This window comes from Actinoplanes sp. NPDC023936, assembly GCF_040639325.1.
Lineage (GTDB): Bacteria > Actinomycetota > Actinomycetes > Mycobacteriales > Micromonosporaceae > Actinoplanes.
The window spans coordinates 48,230-61,199 of the sequence record NZ_JBEZZR010000010.1; the positions used below are offsets into that span (position 1 = coordinate 48,230).

The 12,970-nt window shown below is 70.8% G+C and carries 9 protein-coding genes, 1 pseudogene and 1 riboswitch; of the genes and pseudogenes, 7 read left to right on the forward strand and 3 right to left on the reverse strand.

What is annotated here, in order from left to right; genetic code table 11:
• Positions 1–50 precede the first annotated feature (50 nt).
• From AB0F72_RS15835 to AB0F72_RS15850, 4 genes and pseudogenes are all read left to right on the forward strand, one after another.
• Complete coding sequence (locus tag AB0F72_RS15835) at positions 51–836, forward strand: DeoR/GlpR family DNA-binding transcription regulator (RefSeq protein WP_360430870.1); 786 nt, start codon at positions 51–53, stop codon at positions 834–836.
• Positions 837–885: 49 nt separating this feature from the next.
• On the forward strand, positions 886–1,878 hold the full coding sequence (locus AB0F72_RS15840; protein ID WP_360430872.1) for an ATP-binding cassette domain-containing protein: 993 nt from the start codon (positions 886–888) through the stop codon (positions 1,876–1,878).
• A complete protein-coding gene (locus tag AB0F72_RS15845; protein ID WP_360430874.1) occupies positions 1,875–2,882 on the forward strand; it encodes an ABC transporter permease subunit in 1,008 nt (335 codons plus the stop codon). Before AB0F72_RS15840 ends, AB0F72_RS15845 begins: the two co-directional genes overlap by 4 nt.
• Before the next feature lie 89 nt (positions 2,883–2,971).
• Positions 2,972–3,196 (forward strand): annotated as a pseudogene (locus tag AB0F72_RS15850) (DUF3263 domain-containing protein); the annotation flags it as partial.
• A gap of 3 nt (positions 3,197–3,199) precedes the next feature.
• On the opposite strand, the gene AB0F72_RS15855 reads toward AB0F72_RS15850, so the two are convergent.
• Entirely contained in the window at positions 3,200–5,419 is a 2,220-nt protein-coding gene (locus AB0F72_RS15855) for an AAA family ATPase (RefSeq protein ID WP_360430876.1), read from the reverse strand.
• A gap of 207 nt (positions 5,420–5,626) precedes the next feature.
• Between AB0F72_RS15855 and AB0F72_RS15860 the strand changes: the two genes are divergently transcribed.
• From AB0F72_RS15860 to thrC, 3 genes are all read left to right on the forward strand, one after another.
• A complete protein-coding gene (locus AB0F72_RS15860; protein WP_360430878.1) occupies positions 5,627–8,407 on the forward strand; it encodes an alpha/beta fold hydrolase in 2,781 nt (926 codons plus the stop codon).
• A gap of 119 nt (positions 8,408–8,526) precedes the next feature.
• Positions 8,527–9,330 carry an ABC transporter permease subunit gene (locus tag AB0F72_RS15865; protein WP_360431244.1) on the forward strand — a complete coding sequence of 268 codons (804 nt, stop codon included), beginning with the start codon at positions 8,527–8,529 and terminating at the stop codon, positions 9,328–9,330.
• A gap of 766 nt (positions 9,331–10,096) precedes the next feature.
• A riboswitch (SAM riboswitch) is annotated at positions 10,097–10,235 on the forward strand.
• Between the two features lie 10 nt (positions 10,236–10,245).
• On the forward strand, positions 10,246–11,535 hold the full coding sequence (gene thrC / locus AB0F72_RS15870; protein ID WP_360430880.1) for a threonine synthase: 1,290 nt from the start codon (positions 10,246–10,248) through the stop codon (positions 11,533–11,535).
• A 219-nt stretch (positions 11,536–11,754) separates the two neighbouring features.
• Here thrC and AB0F72_RS15875 read toward each other — a convergent pair whose 3' ends face one another.
• Complete coding sequence (locus AB0F72_RS15875) at positions 11,755–12,195, reverse strand: hypothetical protein (protein WP_360430882.1); 441 nt, start codon at positions 12,193–12,195, stop codon at positions 11,755–11,757.
• The gene (locus AB0F72_RS15880) at positions 12,195–12,701 is read right to left on the reverse strand and encodes a GNAT family N-acetyltransferase (protein WP_360430884.1); all 507 of its coding nucleotides are present in this window, start codon (positions 12,699–12,701) and stop codon (positions 12,195–12,197) included. Before AB0F72_RS15880 ends, AB0F72_RS15875 begins: the two co-directional genes overlap by 1 nt.
• Positions 12,702–12,970: the final 269 nt, after the last annotated feature.

The window sequence follows — 12,970 nt, forward strand, 5'->3', positions numbered from 1 at the left end:
CGCACTAATGTGCACACACCTATCATGAAACGTGCAGCTGGGAGTGACGGGTGGACCGGTACGCGCGGTGGAATGCCCTGCTCGAGCTACTCACGGAGAACGGCCGTGTGACGGTCGAGGAGGCCTCCGAGCGCCTCGACGTGTCACAGGCGACCATCCGCCGTGACTTCGACCAGCTCGCCCAGCAGCAGATGATCACTCGTACCCGCGGTGGCGCGGTCGCCAACGGAGTCTCCTACGACCTGCCGCTGCGGTACAAGAGCGCCAAGCACTCGGCCGAGAAACAGCGCATCGGCGAGGCCGCCGCGAAGCTGGTCAGCCCCGGCACGGTGGTCGGGCTCAACGGCGGTACCACGATCACCGAGGTGGCCCGCGCCCTGGCGGTCCGGCCCGACCTCAACGCCGTCGGCGAGGGCGCCCAGCTGACCGTCGTGACGAACGCGCTCAACATCGCCAACGAGCTGCTGGTCCGCTCGCGCATGAAGATCGTGGTGGCCGGCGGGGTGGTCCGCCCGCAGTCCTTCGAGGTGGTCGGCCCGCTCGGCGGCGCGCTCCTCAAGGAGGTGACCATCGACATCGTGCTGCTCGGTGTCGACGCGCTCGACGTCGAACTCGGCGCGGCCTCCCACCACGAGGGCGAGGCCGCGATGAACAGTCTCATGGTGGCCCGCGCCAAGCGGGTCGTCGTGATCGCCGACTCGTCGAAGCTGGGCGGGCACGCGTTCGCGCGGATCTGCCCGATCTCCAAGGTGGAGACGCTGGTGACCGACTCCGGGGCGCCGCCGTCGGTGGTGGACGCGTTCCGCGACGCCGGGGTCGAGGTCATCACCGCCTGACGTGTGTTCGGGATCCCGGTATTGGCGATCTTCACCTAGTGTGCGGCGAATGACCGCCGTACTCGAGATATCAGGGCTGCGTAAGACCTACCGCAGCCGCAAAGGTGTCCGGAATGCGTTGGACGGCTTCGACATGGTCGTGGAAGCCGGCCAGGTGCACGGATTCCTCGGGCCCAACGGCTCCGGCAAGACCACCACGTTGCGTACGCTGCTCGGCCTGATCAAGCCGAACGACGGCCGGATGGCCATCCTCGGGCGTGAGGTGCCGCGGCATCTGCCGGAAGTGGCCCGCGAGGTCGGCGCCATCGTGGAGAGCCCGCAGTTCTTCGGGAACTTCACGGCCGAGGCCACGCTGTCGCTGCTCGCGGACGCCGGAGGGGTGAACCGGAACCGGGTCTACTCGGTGCTCGACCTGGTCGGGCTGCGGGATCGGGCGAAGGAGCGGGTCAAGACGTACTCGCTCGGCATGAAGCAGCGCCTGGCGGTCGCGTCCGCGCTGCTCAAGGAGCCGAAGCTGCTGATTCTGGACGAACCGGCGAACGGTCTGGACCCGGGTGGCATCCGGGAGATGCGCACGCTGATGCGGGACCTGTCGGACTCCGGCATGACGGTGCTGCTCTCCAGCCACATCCTCGGTGAGATCCAGCTGATCTGCGACTCGGTCACGATCATCTCGGCCGGCCGGCGGGTCACGTCGGGATCGGTCTCGTCGGTGCTGGCGCAGCACACCAGCGGGGCGGTCAAGGTACGGCTCGAGCCGGGCGTCGACCTGATGAGCGCGGCCCAGCTCCTGCGCGCCGCCGGCGCGCAGGTGGACATGGCGGCCGACCACTTCACGGTCGGCAACGCGAGCAATCCGGCGCAGATCACCAAGCTGCTGGCCGACCGGCAGATCTACGTGACCGAGCTGACGCCCGTCGCGGCCGACCTGGAGGACGTCTTCCTGGAGCTGACCGGCACCGCGCCGGTCGAGGGGCACACCCGTCAGGTGGACGAGAGCGCGCTGACCGCTGGCCAGAGCAAGGGTGGGTGGGGACAGTGAGCCTGGCTCGTGCGGAATCCCGGCGCCTGATCAAGCGCCGTTTCACCAAGGTGCTCCTGATCGGCCTGTTGCTGGTGCTGGCAGCGGTCTTCGCCGGCTCCTGGTTCACCAGCGAGAAGGTGGGCCCGTCGCAGATCGCGGCGGCCAAGGCCGAGGCGGACGGCTACTACCAGGAGGCCCTGCGCACCGCCGCCACGGACAAGCAGCAGTGCCTCGCTGCCGCTGGCACTCCGCAGGCCGCCAACTGGCCGGCGAACTGCGACGAGCTCTACACGCCGACGCGGGAGGACTACGACTACCGGTGGTACATGCCGGCGACCTTCGACCTGCGCGAGGACTTCCGGAACATGATCTCGGTGTTCGCGGTGGTGCTGGCCGCTGTCGCGTTCCTGATCGGAGCGTCCTTCGTGGGCGCCGAATGGAACAGCGGCGGGATGATGAACCTGCTGCTCTGGCGGCCGCAGCGGACCCGGGTCCTGGGCACCAAGCTGATCGTCTTCCTGAGCTGGCTGGTCGGCGTGTCGGTGCTGCTCGGCGCGGTGTGGGCCGGGTTGTTCCGGGTGCTCGCCGAGGCGCGGGGCACGACCGACAAGATGACCTCCGGTGTGTGGCAGTCGTTCGGGCTGATGGGTCTGCGCGGTCTCGGCCTGATCGTGGCGGCGGGCGCCCTCGGTTTCGCGCTGGCCTCGCTGGGCCGGCACACCGGGATGGCGCTGGGCGCGCTCGTCGCACTCGGCGCGGTGCAGATCGGCGTCTACGTGATGGCCGGTCTGGCCGGATTCAAGTACCCGGACCTGCTGTTCACGCCTTTCTGGATCTTCGCGGTGCTGTACAAGGAGTGGGTCGCCACCGACTACACGTCCTGTGACTACTCGTCCGTGGCCGGTTGTCGGCCGGACACCTTCACGATGACCTGGCAGGCCGGAAGCATCGGCGTGGCAGCGGTGGCCGTACTCGTCGTGGCCGCCGCACTGTGGACGATGCGTAAGCGCGACATCACATGAGGTAACGTGCGCGGGGATCACCTGACACGCTTATCCTGGTGATCCCCGCTGATGCTTGGAGCGCCATGGAGGAAGACGAGAAACCGGCCCTCACCGAGCGCGAACAGCAGATCATCGCGTTCGAGACCAAGTGGTGGAAGCACGCCGGCGCCAAGGAGCAGGCGATCCGGGACACCTTCGACCTCTCCTCGACCCGCTATTACCAGCTGCTCAACGCCCTGCTCGACAACCCGGCCGCGCTGGAGCACGACCCCGTGCTGATCGGCCGGCTGCGTCGGCTGCGATCAGCACGGGCCCGCACCCGCCGGCGGTAGGGCTCACGGCTGGTGCGTGTCGGCGTACGCCGCGAGCCACGCCACCTGGTCCGGATCGAGCGACGCCCGCACCCGTTTCCGGGCCGTCGCCACGTTCGCCGCGGTGACGGTGGACGCCTCCAGCGAGTCCCGCATCGCGGCCAGCGCCGACTCCCGGATCAGCGCGGCGCAGTCGGCCGCCGAGAACCCCTCCAGCTCGGCGCCGAGCTGGTCCAGGTCGACCGACGCGTCGAGCGGCACCGCGCGGGCCGACGCCCGCAGGATCGCGGCCCGCGCCTCGCCGTCCGGCGGCGGGACGTAGACCAGCCGCTCCAGCCGGCCGGGCCGCAGCAGCGCCGGATCGATCAGATCGGGCCGGTTGGTGGCGCCGATCACGACCACGTTGCGCAGATCCTCCACCCCGTCCAGCTCGGTGAGCAGCGCCGCCACCACCCGATCCGTGGTGCCGCCGTCGGTGGCCTGGCCGCGGGTCGGCGCGAGCGCGTCCACCTCGTCCAGGAAGACCAGCGTCGGCGCGGCCTCCCGGGCCCGGCGGAACAGCTCCCGCACCGCGCGCTCGCTGTCGCCGACCCACTTGCTGAGCAGCTCGGCGCCCTTCACCGACAGCACGTTCGCCTTGCCGGTCCCGGCGATCGCCTTCACCAGGTACGTCTTGCCGCAGCCGGGCGGGCCGTAGAGCAGCACGCCACGCGGCGGTGAGACGCCGAGCCGGGCGAACGTGTCCGGATAGGTGAGCGGCCACAGCACCGACTCGGTGAGCGTCTGCTTCACGTCGGCCATGTCGCCGACGTCGTCCAGGGTCACCTCGGCGACCTCGAGCGTGGACTCCGCCATCGAGGTGGGCCGGACCACGTCGAGCGCCGCCTCGAAGTCGGCCATCGTGACGGTCGGCGCCTCCGGCCCGGTCCCGTTGCCGACGTGGCGCAGCGCCGCGCGGACCCCTGCCTCGCGGGCCAGCGCGCCGAGGTCGGCGGCGACAAAGCCGGGGGTACGGCCGGCCACCTCGTCCAGCCGCACGTCCTCGGCCAGCGGCATCCCGCGGGTCAGCACGTCCAGCTGCTCGCGGCGCATCGCGGCATCCGGCAGCGGGACCGTGAGCTGGACGGCGAGCAGGTCGGGCGCGCGCAGAGCCGGATCCACCGACTCGGGCTTGCTCGTCGTGCAGACCACCGCCGCGCCACCCGCGACCGTCTCGGCGAGCACCTGGCGGAAGACGGTGGAGATCGGGCCCGGCTCCTCGCGGGGCGCGAGCGCCTCCACGTCGGAGATGAGGAGCACGGCGGGCTTGCCGCCCCGCACCTCCTGGCTCAGCTCCCGCAGCCGGGCCGCCGCCGCATTGTTGGTGAGCGCGGCCAGCTCCGGCGCCCACACCGGCCGCACCGTCGCGCCGACCGCGGTGCCCACGGCGCGGACCAGCGCCGATTTGCCGGAACCGGACGGGCCGGAGATCAGCACGCCGAGGGTCACCTTGGTGCCCAGCCGGGCCAGCACCTCGCCGTGGTGGAAGCCCAGGTCGAGCAGCTCCTCCAGCTCCTTGGCCTGGGCCCGCAGACCCGGCAGGTCGTCGAGGCTGGGTGGCGGCACGTCCGGGTCGGTCGACGCGGGCTCGCCACGGACCGGAGCCGGGGCCGCCGGAGCCGGGCCGCTCGTGACCTGGCCGTCCTGCCACGCGACCACGGTGTCCATGGTGACGAGAGCGGCATCCGGGCCGTCCAGCGAGGTCACTGTCAGCAGGGTGCTGGTCCACGCGTACCCCACCCGGTTGGCGAGGCTGCGCCGCGCCGCCTCGACCAGGCCCCGGTCGCCGGCGCCCGGCAGCACGTCCTGCGGCAGCAGCGACACGTCGTCGCCGGTGCTGACCACCTTGCCGAGCAGGGCGAGCCGCAGCATCTCGGGGGAGACCACCGCGACGATCTCCGCCGGGCCGGTGAGCGTGACCCGTCGCGCCGCGACGACCGGAACCGGGGTGACAGTGACCTGGCCGCCGTCGCGGACACCGAGGTTGCCCAGGATCAGGTCGTCGGCGTAGAGCAGCGCACGGCTCGCCGTCGCCTCGGCGCGGGCCACGATGCCGGCCGTGGTGCGGGCGCCGGTCAGCCGTACCGGATCGCCGGGCCGCAGCGCGAGGGCTGCCATCACCTCCGGGTGAAGGCGGACGATGCCCCGCCGTGCGTCCAGGGCCGCCGGCCGCAATGTCACGGTCAGCGTGAGATCATCAGCCACCGCGGATGCCTCCGAATTGATCGTTTGGGGCTCTTGGACGTCCACGCTATCCGCCGCAGGCTCGGGAAGCCGTTGTCGAGGCTTGTACTGATCATCGAGGTGACCGAGCCCGGGTCGCCGCGGGCGTCGAGGAACGCCACCGGACCGCCTCGGGATATTGACCGGTTCACAGGTGCCGCACAGTCGGATCGGACTACCGTGTGCGCCATGTCTGCCCTGACCGCCGGGTTGCGCAAGCTGCCCCGGCTCACCCGGCGCCGGGCGATCATCGCCGGGGTCGTGGTCGTGCTGCTCGCCGCCGCGACCATCTGGCAGGTCCGCTCGGACACCGACGCCTGGACCGCCGAGGATCTGCGCCTGACCGTGCGCTCCGGACCGGCCGGGAACGAGCCGGTCGACCTGGACGCCCGCTTCTACCTGCCGCGGGACCGTTCCGGGAAGGTGCCGGCCGTGCTGCTCGCGCACGGCTTCGGCGGCACCAAGGAGTCGGTGAGCTCGGACGCCGAGAGCCTCGCCGACCGTGGCTACGCGGTGCTCACCTACACCGCCCGGGGCTTCGGCCGCAGCGGCGGCGAGATCCACCTGGACCACCCGGACTACGAGGTCAGGGACGCCCAGGGGCTGCTCGACTGGCTGGCGCAGCGCCCCGAGGTGCGCACCGACGCCGCCGGTGACCCGCGGGTCGGCGTGGTCGGCGGCTCCTACGGCGGCGCGCTCGCGCTGATGCTCGCCGGCCAGGACCAGCGGGTCGACGCGATCGTCCCGTCGATCACCTGGAACGACCTGAGCACGTCGTTCCTGCCGCAGTCCGCCGACACCGGCGGGGTCGGCGTCTTCAAGAAGTCCTGGGCCGGGCTGTTCTTCGGGAACGGGTCGGCGTCGCTGGTCCCCCAAGATCAGACCGCACCGGCCGGCGACCCGGCCGGCGACCCCGTCGGCGACCCCGCCTGCGGCCGGTTCTCGGCCGACGTCTGCGCCGCGTACCTGCAGATGGCGACCACCGGCACCCCCGACGCCACCACCGTCGAGCTGCTGCGGAAATCCAGCCCGGCAGCCGTCCTCGACAAGATCAAGGCGCCGACGCTGCTGATCCAGGGCGCTGTCGACACGCTCTTCCCGCTCTCCGAGGCCGACGCGAACGCGCGCGGGATCGCCGCGACCGGCACCCCGGTCCGCGTCGCCTGGTTCACCGGCGGGCACGACGGCGGCGCCGGGCCGGCCTCCGACTCGGACCGGGTCAAGTACCTCACCGTGCAGTGGCTCGACCACTACCTGAACGGCGAGGGCGAGGCGCCCGGCGACGACTTCACCTGGTCGCGGGTGGCCGGCTTCAGCGCCCTCGATCGGGGCCTGGTGACTAACGGGTACTCCGCGAAGGCGTACCCGTCAATGGGCGGAACCGGACGCACCCAGATCTCGCTCACCGGATCGGCGCAGCCGATCGCCAACCCGCCGAACGGCAATCCCGGCGCGCTGAGCTCGCTGCCCGGCCTCGGCGGGCGGCTCACGTCGGTGCTCAGCGGCGGCGTCGCGATGGACGTTCCCGGTCAGTTTGCCTCGTTCACCTCCGAGCCGCTGGACGCCGCGATCGAGGTCGGCGGATCGCCGCAGGTGCGGCTGCGCGCCGCCTCGCCCACCGGTGCGGCCACGCTGTTCGTGAAGCTCTACGACGTCGACCAGAGCGGCGCGGCCACGCTCAGCGCCGGCCTCGTCGCACCGGTCCGGCTCACCGGCCTGCCCGCGACCATCGACGACGCGCAGCCGGTCACCGTCACGATGCCGGCGATCGTGCGCCGGATCGAGGCCGGGCACACGCTGCGGGTCGCGGTCGCCACCTCCGACCAGGCGTTCCTCACGCCGGCGCAACCGGCCACCTACACGGTCGCGGTGGAGCCTGCGCTCACCCTGCCGACGCTGACCGGCACGCCGATCGCCAACCCGGCGACCCTCTGGTGGTACGTCCTCGCCGGTGTCGTCGCCGTCGTCCTGATCGGGCTCGTCGTCGTCCTGCTGGTCCTCCGCGGCCGGCACCGGCGCCGGGAGATCACCGTCGAGGCGCGCTACGCGGACACCCCGCTGGTGGTGAACGGCCTGCGCAAGGCGTACGGCGACGGTTTCGTGGCGGTCCAGGAGATCGGCTTCACGGTCGAGCGCGGTCAGGTCGTCGGCCTGCTCGGACCGAACGGCGCCGGCAAGACCACCACGCTGCGGGTCCTGATGGGCCTGACCACACCGACCGCCGGCGAGATCTTCGTCTTCGGGCACCGGCTGGTGCCCGGCGCGCCGATCCTGTCCCGGGTCGGCGCGCTGGTCGAGGGCCCCGGCTTCCTGCCACACCTCACCGGCTATCAGAACCTCCGGGCGTACTGGCAGGCCACCGGCCGCCCCTGGGCGGACGCCCGCTTCGACGAGGCGCTGGAGATCGCCGGCCTGGGCGCGTCGGTGCATCGCCGCACCAAGAACTACAGCCACGGCATGCGCCAGCGGCTCGCCATCGCACAGGCCATGCTCGGCATGCCCGAGCTGCTCGTGCTCGACGAGCCGACGGACGGCCTCGACCCGCCGCAGATCGCCGAGATGCGCCGCGTCCTGCAGCGGTACGCCACCGACGGCCGGGCCGTGCTGGTCTCCAGCCACCTGCTCGCCGAGGTGGAACAGACCTGCACACACGCGGTCGTGGTCAACAAGGGCCGGATCGTGGCGTCCGGCCAGGTCGAGGACATCGTCGGGGACTCGCCGTCGGTGCAGCTCGACGTCTCCGACGTGCCCGGCGCCACCCGGGTCCTTTCCCGCCTCGGCGTGCGTTCGGTGCAGCCGGAGGGACCGTCCGGCCTGATCGTCGACATGAACGGGACTGCCCGCTCCGAGCTGGTCGCGTCCCTGGTCGAAGCCGGCATCGGCGTGGACCGCCTGGTGCCCCGGCGCCGGCTCGAGGACGCGTTCCTGGCCCTGGTGGGCGACAACTCGCGGGGAAGTGGGGACCGATGAGCTCGGGTCTTTCGAACAGCGCCGCCGACCTTTCGAACAGCGCCGCTGCCGCTGTTTCGAACAGCGCCGCTGCCGCCACCGGATACCGGGCGTCACGCACCCTGCCGATCTGGGCCGAGATGCGCCGCCAGGCCTCCCGGCGCCGTACCCAGCTCGCCCTCGGCTTCATGGTGCTGCTGCCGCTGATCATGCTGATCGCGTTCGAGGTCGGCGACCCCGGCCCCGAGGAGGACGGCGACGGCAGCGGCGCGTTCAGCAGCATCGCCGACCTGGCCACCTCCGGCGGGCTCAACTTCGCCCTCTTCGCCCTCGCCGTCTCCGCAGGATTCCTGCTGGTCGTGGTCGTAGCGTTGTTCTTCGGCGACACGGTGGCGTCCGAGGCCAGCTGGGGCAGCCTGCGCTACCTGCTGGCGATCCCGGTCCCGCGCGGCCGGCTGCTCGGCGTGAAACTGATCGTCGCCGGCGTGTACTCCCTGCTGGCACTGCTCACCCTCACCGGCACGGCCCTGCTGATCGGCACGCTGCGCTACGGCTGGGGGCCGCTCGGCAGCACCATCGCGGCCGAACTCCCGGCTTCCGAAGGCCTGCTGCGGTTGCTGGCCGTCGTGGCGTACCTGGCAGTGGTGATGCTCGTGGTGGCCGGCCTGGCGTTCCTGCTGTCGGTGCTGACCGACGCGGCCCTGGGCGCGGTCGGCGGCGCCGTGATGCTCTGGATCCTCTCCAGCATCCTCGACCAGATCACCGCGCTCGGCGCGCTGCGCAACCTCCTGCCGACCCACTACGCCGACGCCTGGCGCGGGCTGCTCTCCAGCCCGGTGCAGACCGAGGATCTGGCGCAGGGGGCGATCTCGGCGGTCGTGTACGCGACGCTTTTCTGGGGGCTGGCGTTCTACCGCTTCACCCGCAAGGACGTAACTTCTTAAAAAGCGGGGGTCGCAGCGGGGTGGTGGGTGCGGACCGCCGCTCCCGCCGAGGCGCGCGGGCCGGCGTGCCGGCCGCTGGCGCGTCCGGAACGCACGCCTGCCCCGCGCGGCGTGCGTGAGCGGTTGCGCCCTTCTCCTCTCAGTCCCGCCCCCGGCCGACCCATCCACCCGTCCCCGCCGCGCCAGCAGATCGCCCGCCACCCGTTCGCGGGCCCGCCGCCGGTTCGTGCGCGTTCAAGTGGATCATTGCGATGAGCTGCGGGTTTGTCCGCGGCTTGGTCTTGAGCGGGGTAGCCGGCTCTTCGTGTCGGCCGACCGGGTCAAGGGCGCACGGCTCCTGCTCGAGGTGGGCTGCTGGCGGCGCCGGAGGGGTGGTCAGAGCACACATAACGTCGTTGTGGGCTCTCGCCTATGCCATGGCAGGGATGGGGTCATACGCACCGCATCGGTGTGCCCTCGTCGTTGCTGGTGCGGGCTTCGGTGTGCCCGCCTCTACCGGCCAGAGCCGCATCACGGCGGTCCACGGGCATAAAGGCGATGAGTCGGGCACGGGACGGCGGAGTGGTAGTGGGTGTGCGGTATTTCGTGGGGCCAATAGCGTCCGCCGGGTTCCGTGAAGCAGCTGGTTGCCCGGCGACGAGGACACTCAGCGTGGTCGGGGGAGGGCGCGGGGAAGCGGTAAAGGGCGGAGGGAAGTCGCTCACACCTCGGGAACTCGTGGTGGAGATCTCGGTCTCTCGTCGTAAGCTTCGGGAAACAACTGAATACCTCATCCAGAGGGGCAGAGGGAACGGCCCGATGAAGCCCCGGCAACCACCGCGCGTGTCTCGATGACGAGGCCCACCAGCTCGGCAGGTGCTAATTCCGTCCCCGTTCCGGCAGGTCGCCGCGGGGAAAGATGAGAGGAAGGCCTCGATGACGTCTGCCGTCAGCGCACCCACCGCTACCACCTCCACCACCTCCCCGGCTCGCGGCCTGGTGTGCCGCGCCTGCTCCGCGGAGTACCCGCTCGCCGCACAGCACGCCTGTTACGAGTGTTTCGGCCCGCTCGAGGTCGCCTACGACGAGGCGGCTCTCGCGCGGGTGACCCGGGCCGAGATCGAGGCGGGCCCGCAGAACATCTGGCGCTACGCGGCGCTGCTCCCGGCCGGGCAGGACCCGGCCACCCGGGTGACTCTCGACCCCGGCCTGACCCCGCTGGTCTCCGCGCCGGCGCTGGCCGCCGCGATCGGCCTGACCGCGCCGCTGTGGGTGAAGGACGACTCGCAGAACCCGACGCACTCCTTCAAGGACCGGGTCGTCTCGGTGGCCCTGACCGCGGCCAAGGAGCTGGGCTTCAACCGGTTCTCCTGCGCCTCGACCGGTAACCTGGCGAACTCGGTGGCGGCGCACGCGGCCCGTGCCGGTGTGCCGAGCATCGTGTTCATCCCGTCCGACCTGGAGCAAGGCAAGATCGTGACGACCGCTGTCTACGGCGGTGAGCTGGTCGCGATCGAGGGCTCGTACGACGACGTCAACCGGCTCTGCAGCGAGCTGGTGGAGACCGACGAGTTCGAGGACACCGCGTTCGTGAACGTGAACGTGCGCCCGTTCTACGCCGAGGGTTCCAAGACCCTGGGGTACGAGGTGGCGGAACAGCTGGGCTGGCGTATCCCGGCGCAGGTGGTCATCCCGATGGCGTCCGGTGAGCTGCTCACCAAGATTGACAAGGCGTTCAGCGAGCTTGTCGAGATCGGACTGGTGGAGGCGCCGGAGGGCGGCTGGACGGTGTTCGGCGCGCAGTCGGCCGGCTGCAACCCGATCGCGACCGCGCTGCACAACGACACCGACGTGATCACGCCGGTGAAGCCGACCGGTATCGCGAAGTCGCTGAACATCGGCGACCCGGCCGCCGGGCCGTACGCGATCGAGGCCGTGAAGCGCACCGGCGGCTGGATGGACTACGCCGACGACGAGGAGATCCGCGCCGGCATCCGGCTGCTCGCCGAGACCACTGGCATCTTCGCCGAGACGGCCGGTGGCACCACTGTGGCCGTACTGAAGAAGTTGGTGGAGAGCGGGAAGCTCGATCCGGCCAAGGAGACGGTCGTCTACAACACCGGCGAGGGCCTGAAGACTCTGGACGCGATCGCCGGCCAGGTTGGACCGACTCACACGATCAAGCCGTCGCTCAAGGGAGCCCGCGAGGCCGGCCTGCTCGGATGACGCTGAGTAACCGCATCTCTGCCGGTTGTTGAAAATCCCTCCTCGGAGGACTTGCGATCCGATCTCCGGATGGGCAGGATGCTCTACGCGGGAGGACGCGACGCCGTAAGCGGCCCCTCACCTGGACATTGGCGACAATCTCCGAGGGACCCAACGATCCAGCGCTGACCCACATGGCTTCGTGCCGGAGGCGCTGTGCGTCCGTCCTCCCGACCAAACTCACTCCTGGCGGAGGACCCGCCGGATCCACTGTCGCAGCGGCTCGAATTCGGGGTAGTTCCCGTCGGCGAGCCCGGCCCTCTTCTCGAAGTAATTGCGCGCCCCGAACGACTTGGTCAGCGTGATCGACCACGCGCAGGCGACCCAGTACGCCGGCCAGAAGAGCGGGCCGAGCACGGCGTACTGACTGGCGTGTCTGCTCTCGTGGGCCAGCAGGCGCGCGCGCCGGGAGTCCAGCAACCACTCCGCGGATCTCTTCGTGATGATCACTGAGCCGATGGTGAAGCAGGAGGCCGGCGGTTTCCGGAACCGGTAGCCCTCGGCGATCAGGATGCCGTCCGGGCCCCGCTTGATCGTGGTGCCGGTGAGTTTCGCGATCAGCAGGCCCGCCGCGGTGGTGCCGTTCACGGCGGTCAGCACGGTGCGGGTCCGCGGCTTCATCAGATCCGCCGGCGCATCTGCAGCTCGGTGAGCACCGGAACGGTGGGATGCGGCAGGCGCACACCGGTGTCGGCAAAACCCAATTTCTGGTACGCCCGGACGGCCCGCTCGTTGCCGACCACGACCTCCAGCATCAGTTCGTTCCGCCCGGACGCGAGCGACCAGTCCGCCACCGCGTCGACGAGCTGGGCGAGCACCTTGCCGCCCCGGTGGGCGGGCGTCACGTAGACCGCGAAGACGACGGTGCAGTGCGGCTCGTCGGGCAGCACGGTCCCGCCGGCGTGCCCGATGAACGGCTCGCCGGGCGGCTCGGCGATGAACTGGGCCGTCTCCGGCCCGGAGGAGGACTGCCGGATCCGGTGGCGGAAGCTCTCGTGCGGCCGGGCCGCGGCCTGGGCGAGCGTCTCCAGGAAGGCGAGCGGGCTGTCCGCGAGCATCTCCAGGCGCAGCGCTCGCATCCGTCCCGCGTCTTCTGGTGTGACCCGGCGTACGGTCCAGTTGTCCATGACGTCCTCCATACCCGCCGGTCCCCGCCCGGGCAACCCTGACCTGCGCTTTCAAGATCCTTATCGGAATACCGGGCCGGTCCGGAGGTTTCGCGAGAAGATGGTGTTTCTTGCACTCGGTACCGGGGAGTGCTAAACAAGTGATTGGCACTCGCGGCTTGTGAGTGCCAACAGGTCGGGACGGTGGGGTTCCGGTCGTTGCGCTGCCATCGGCGCTGCGACACGAAACCGGTCGTCGCGGGCTATCCGGCTCGGCCTGAGGACGTCAC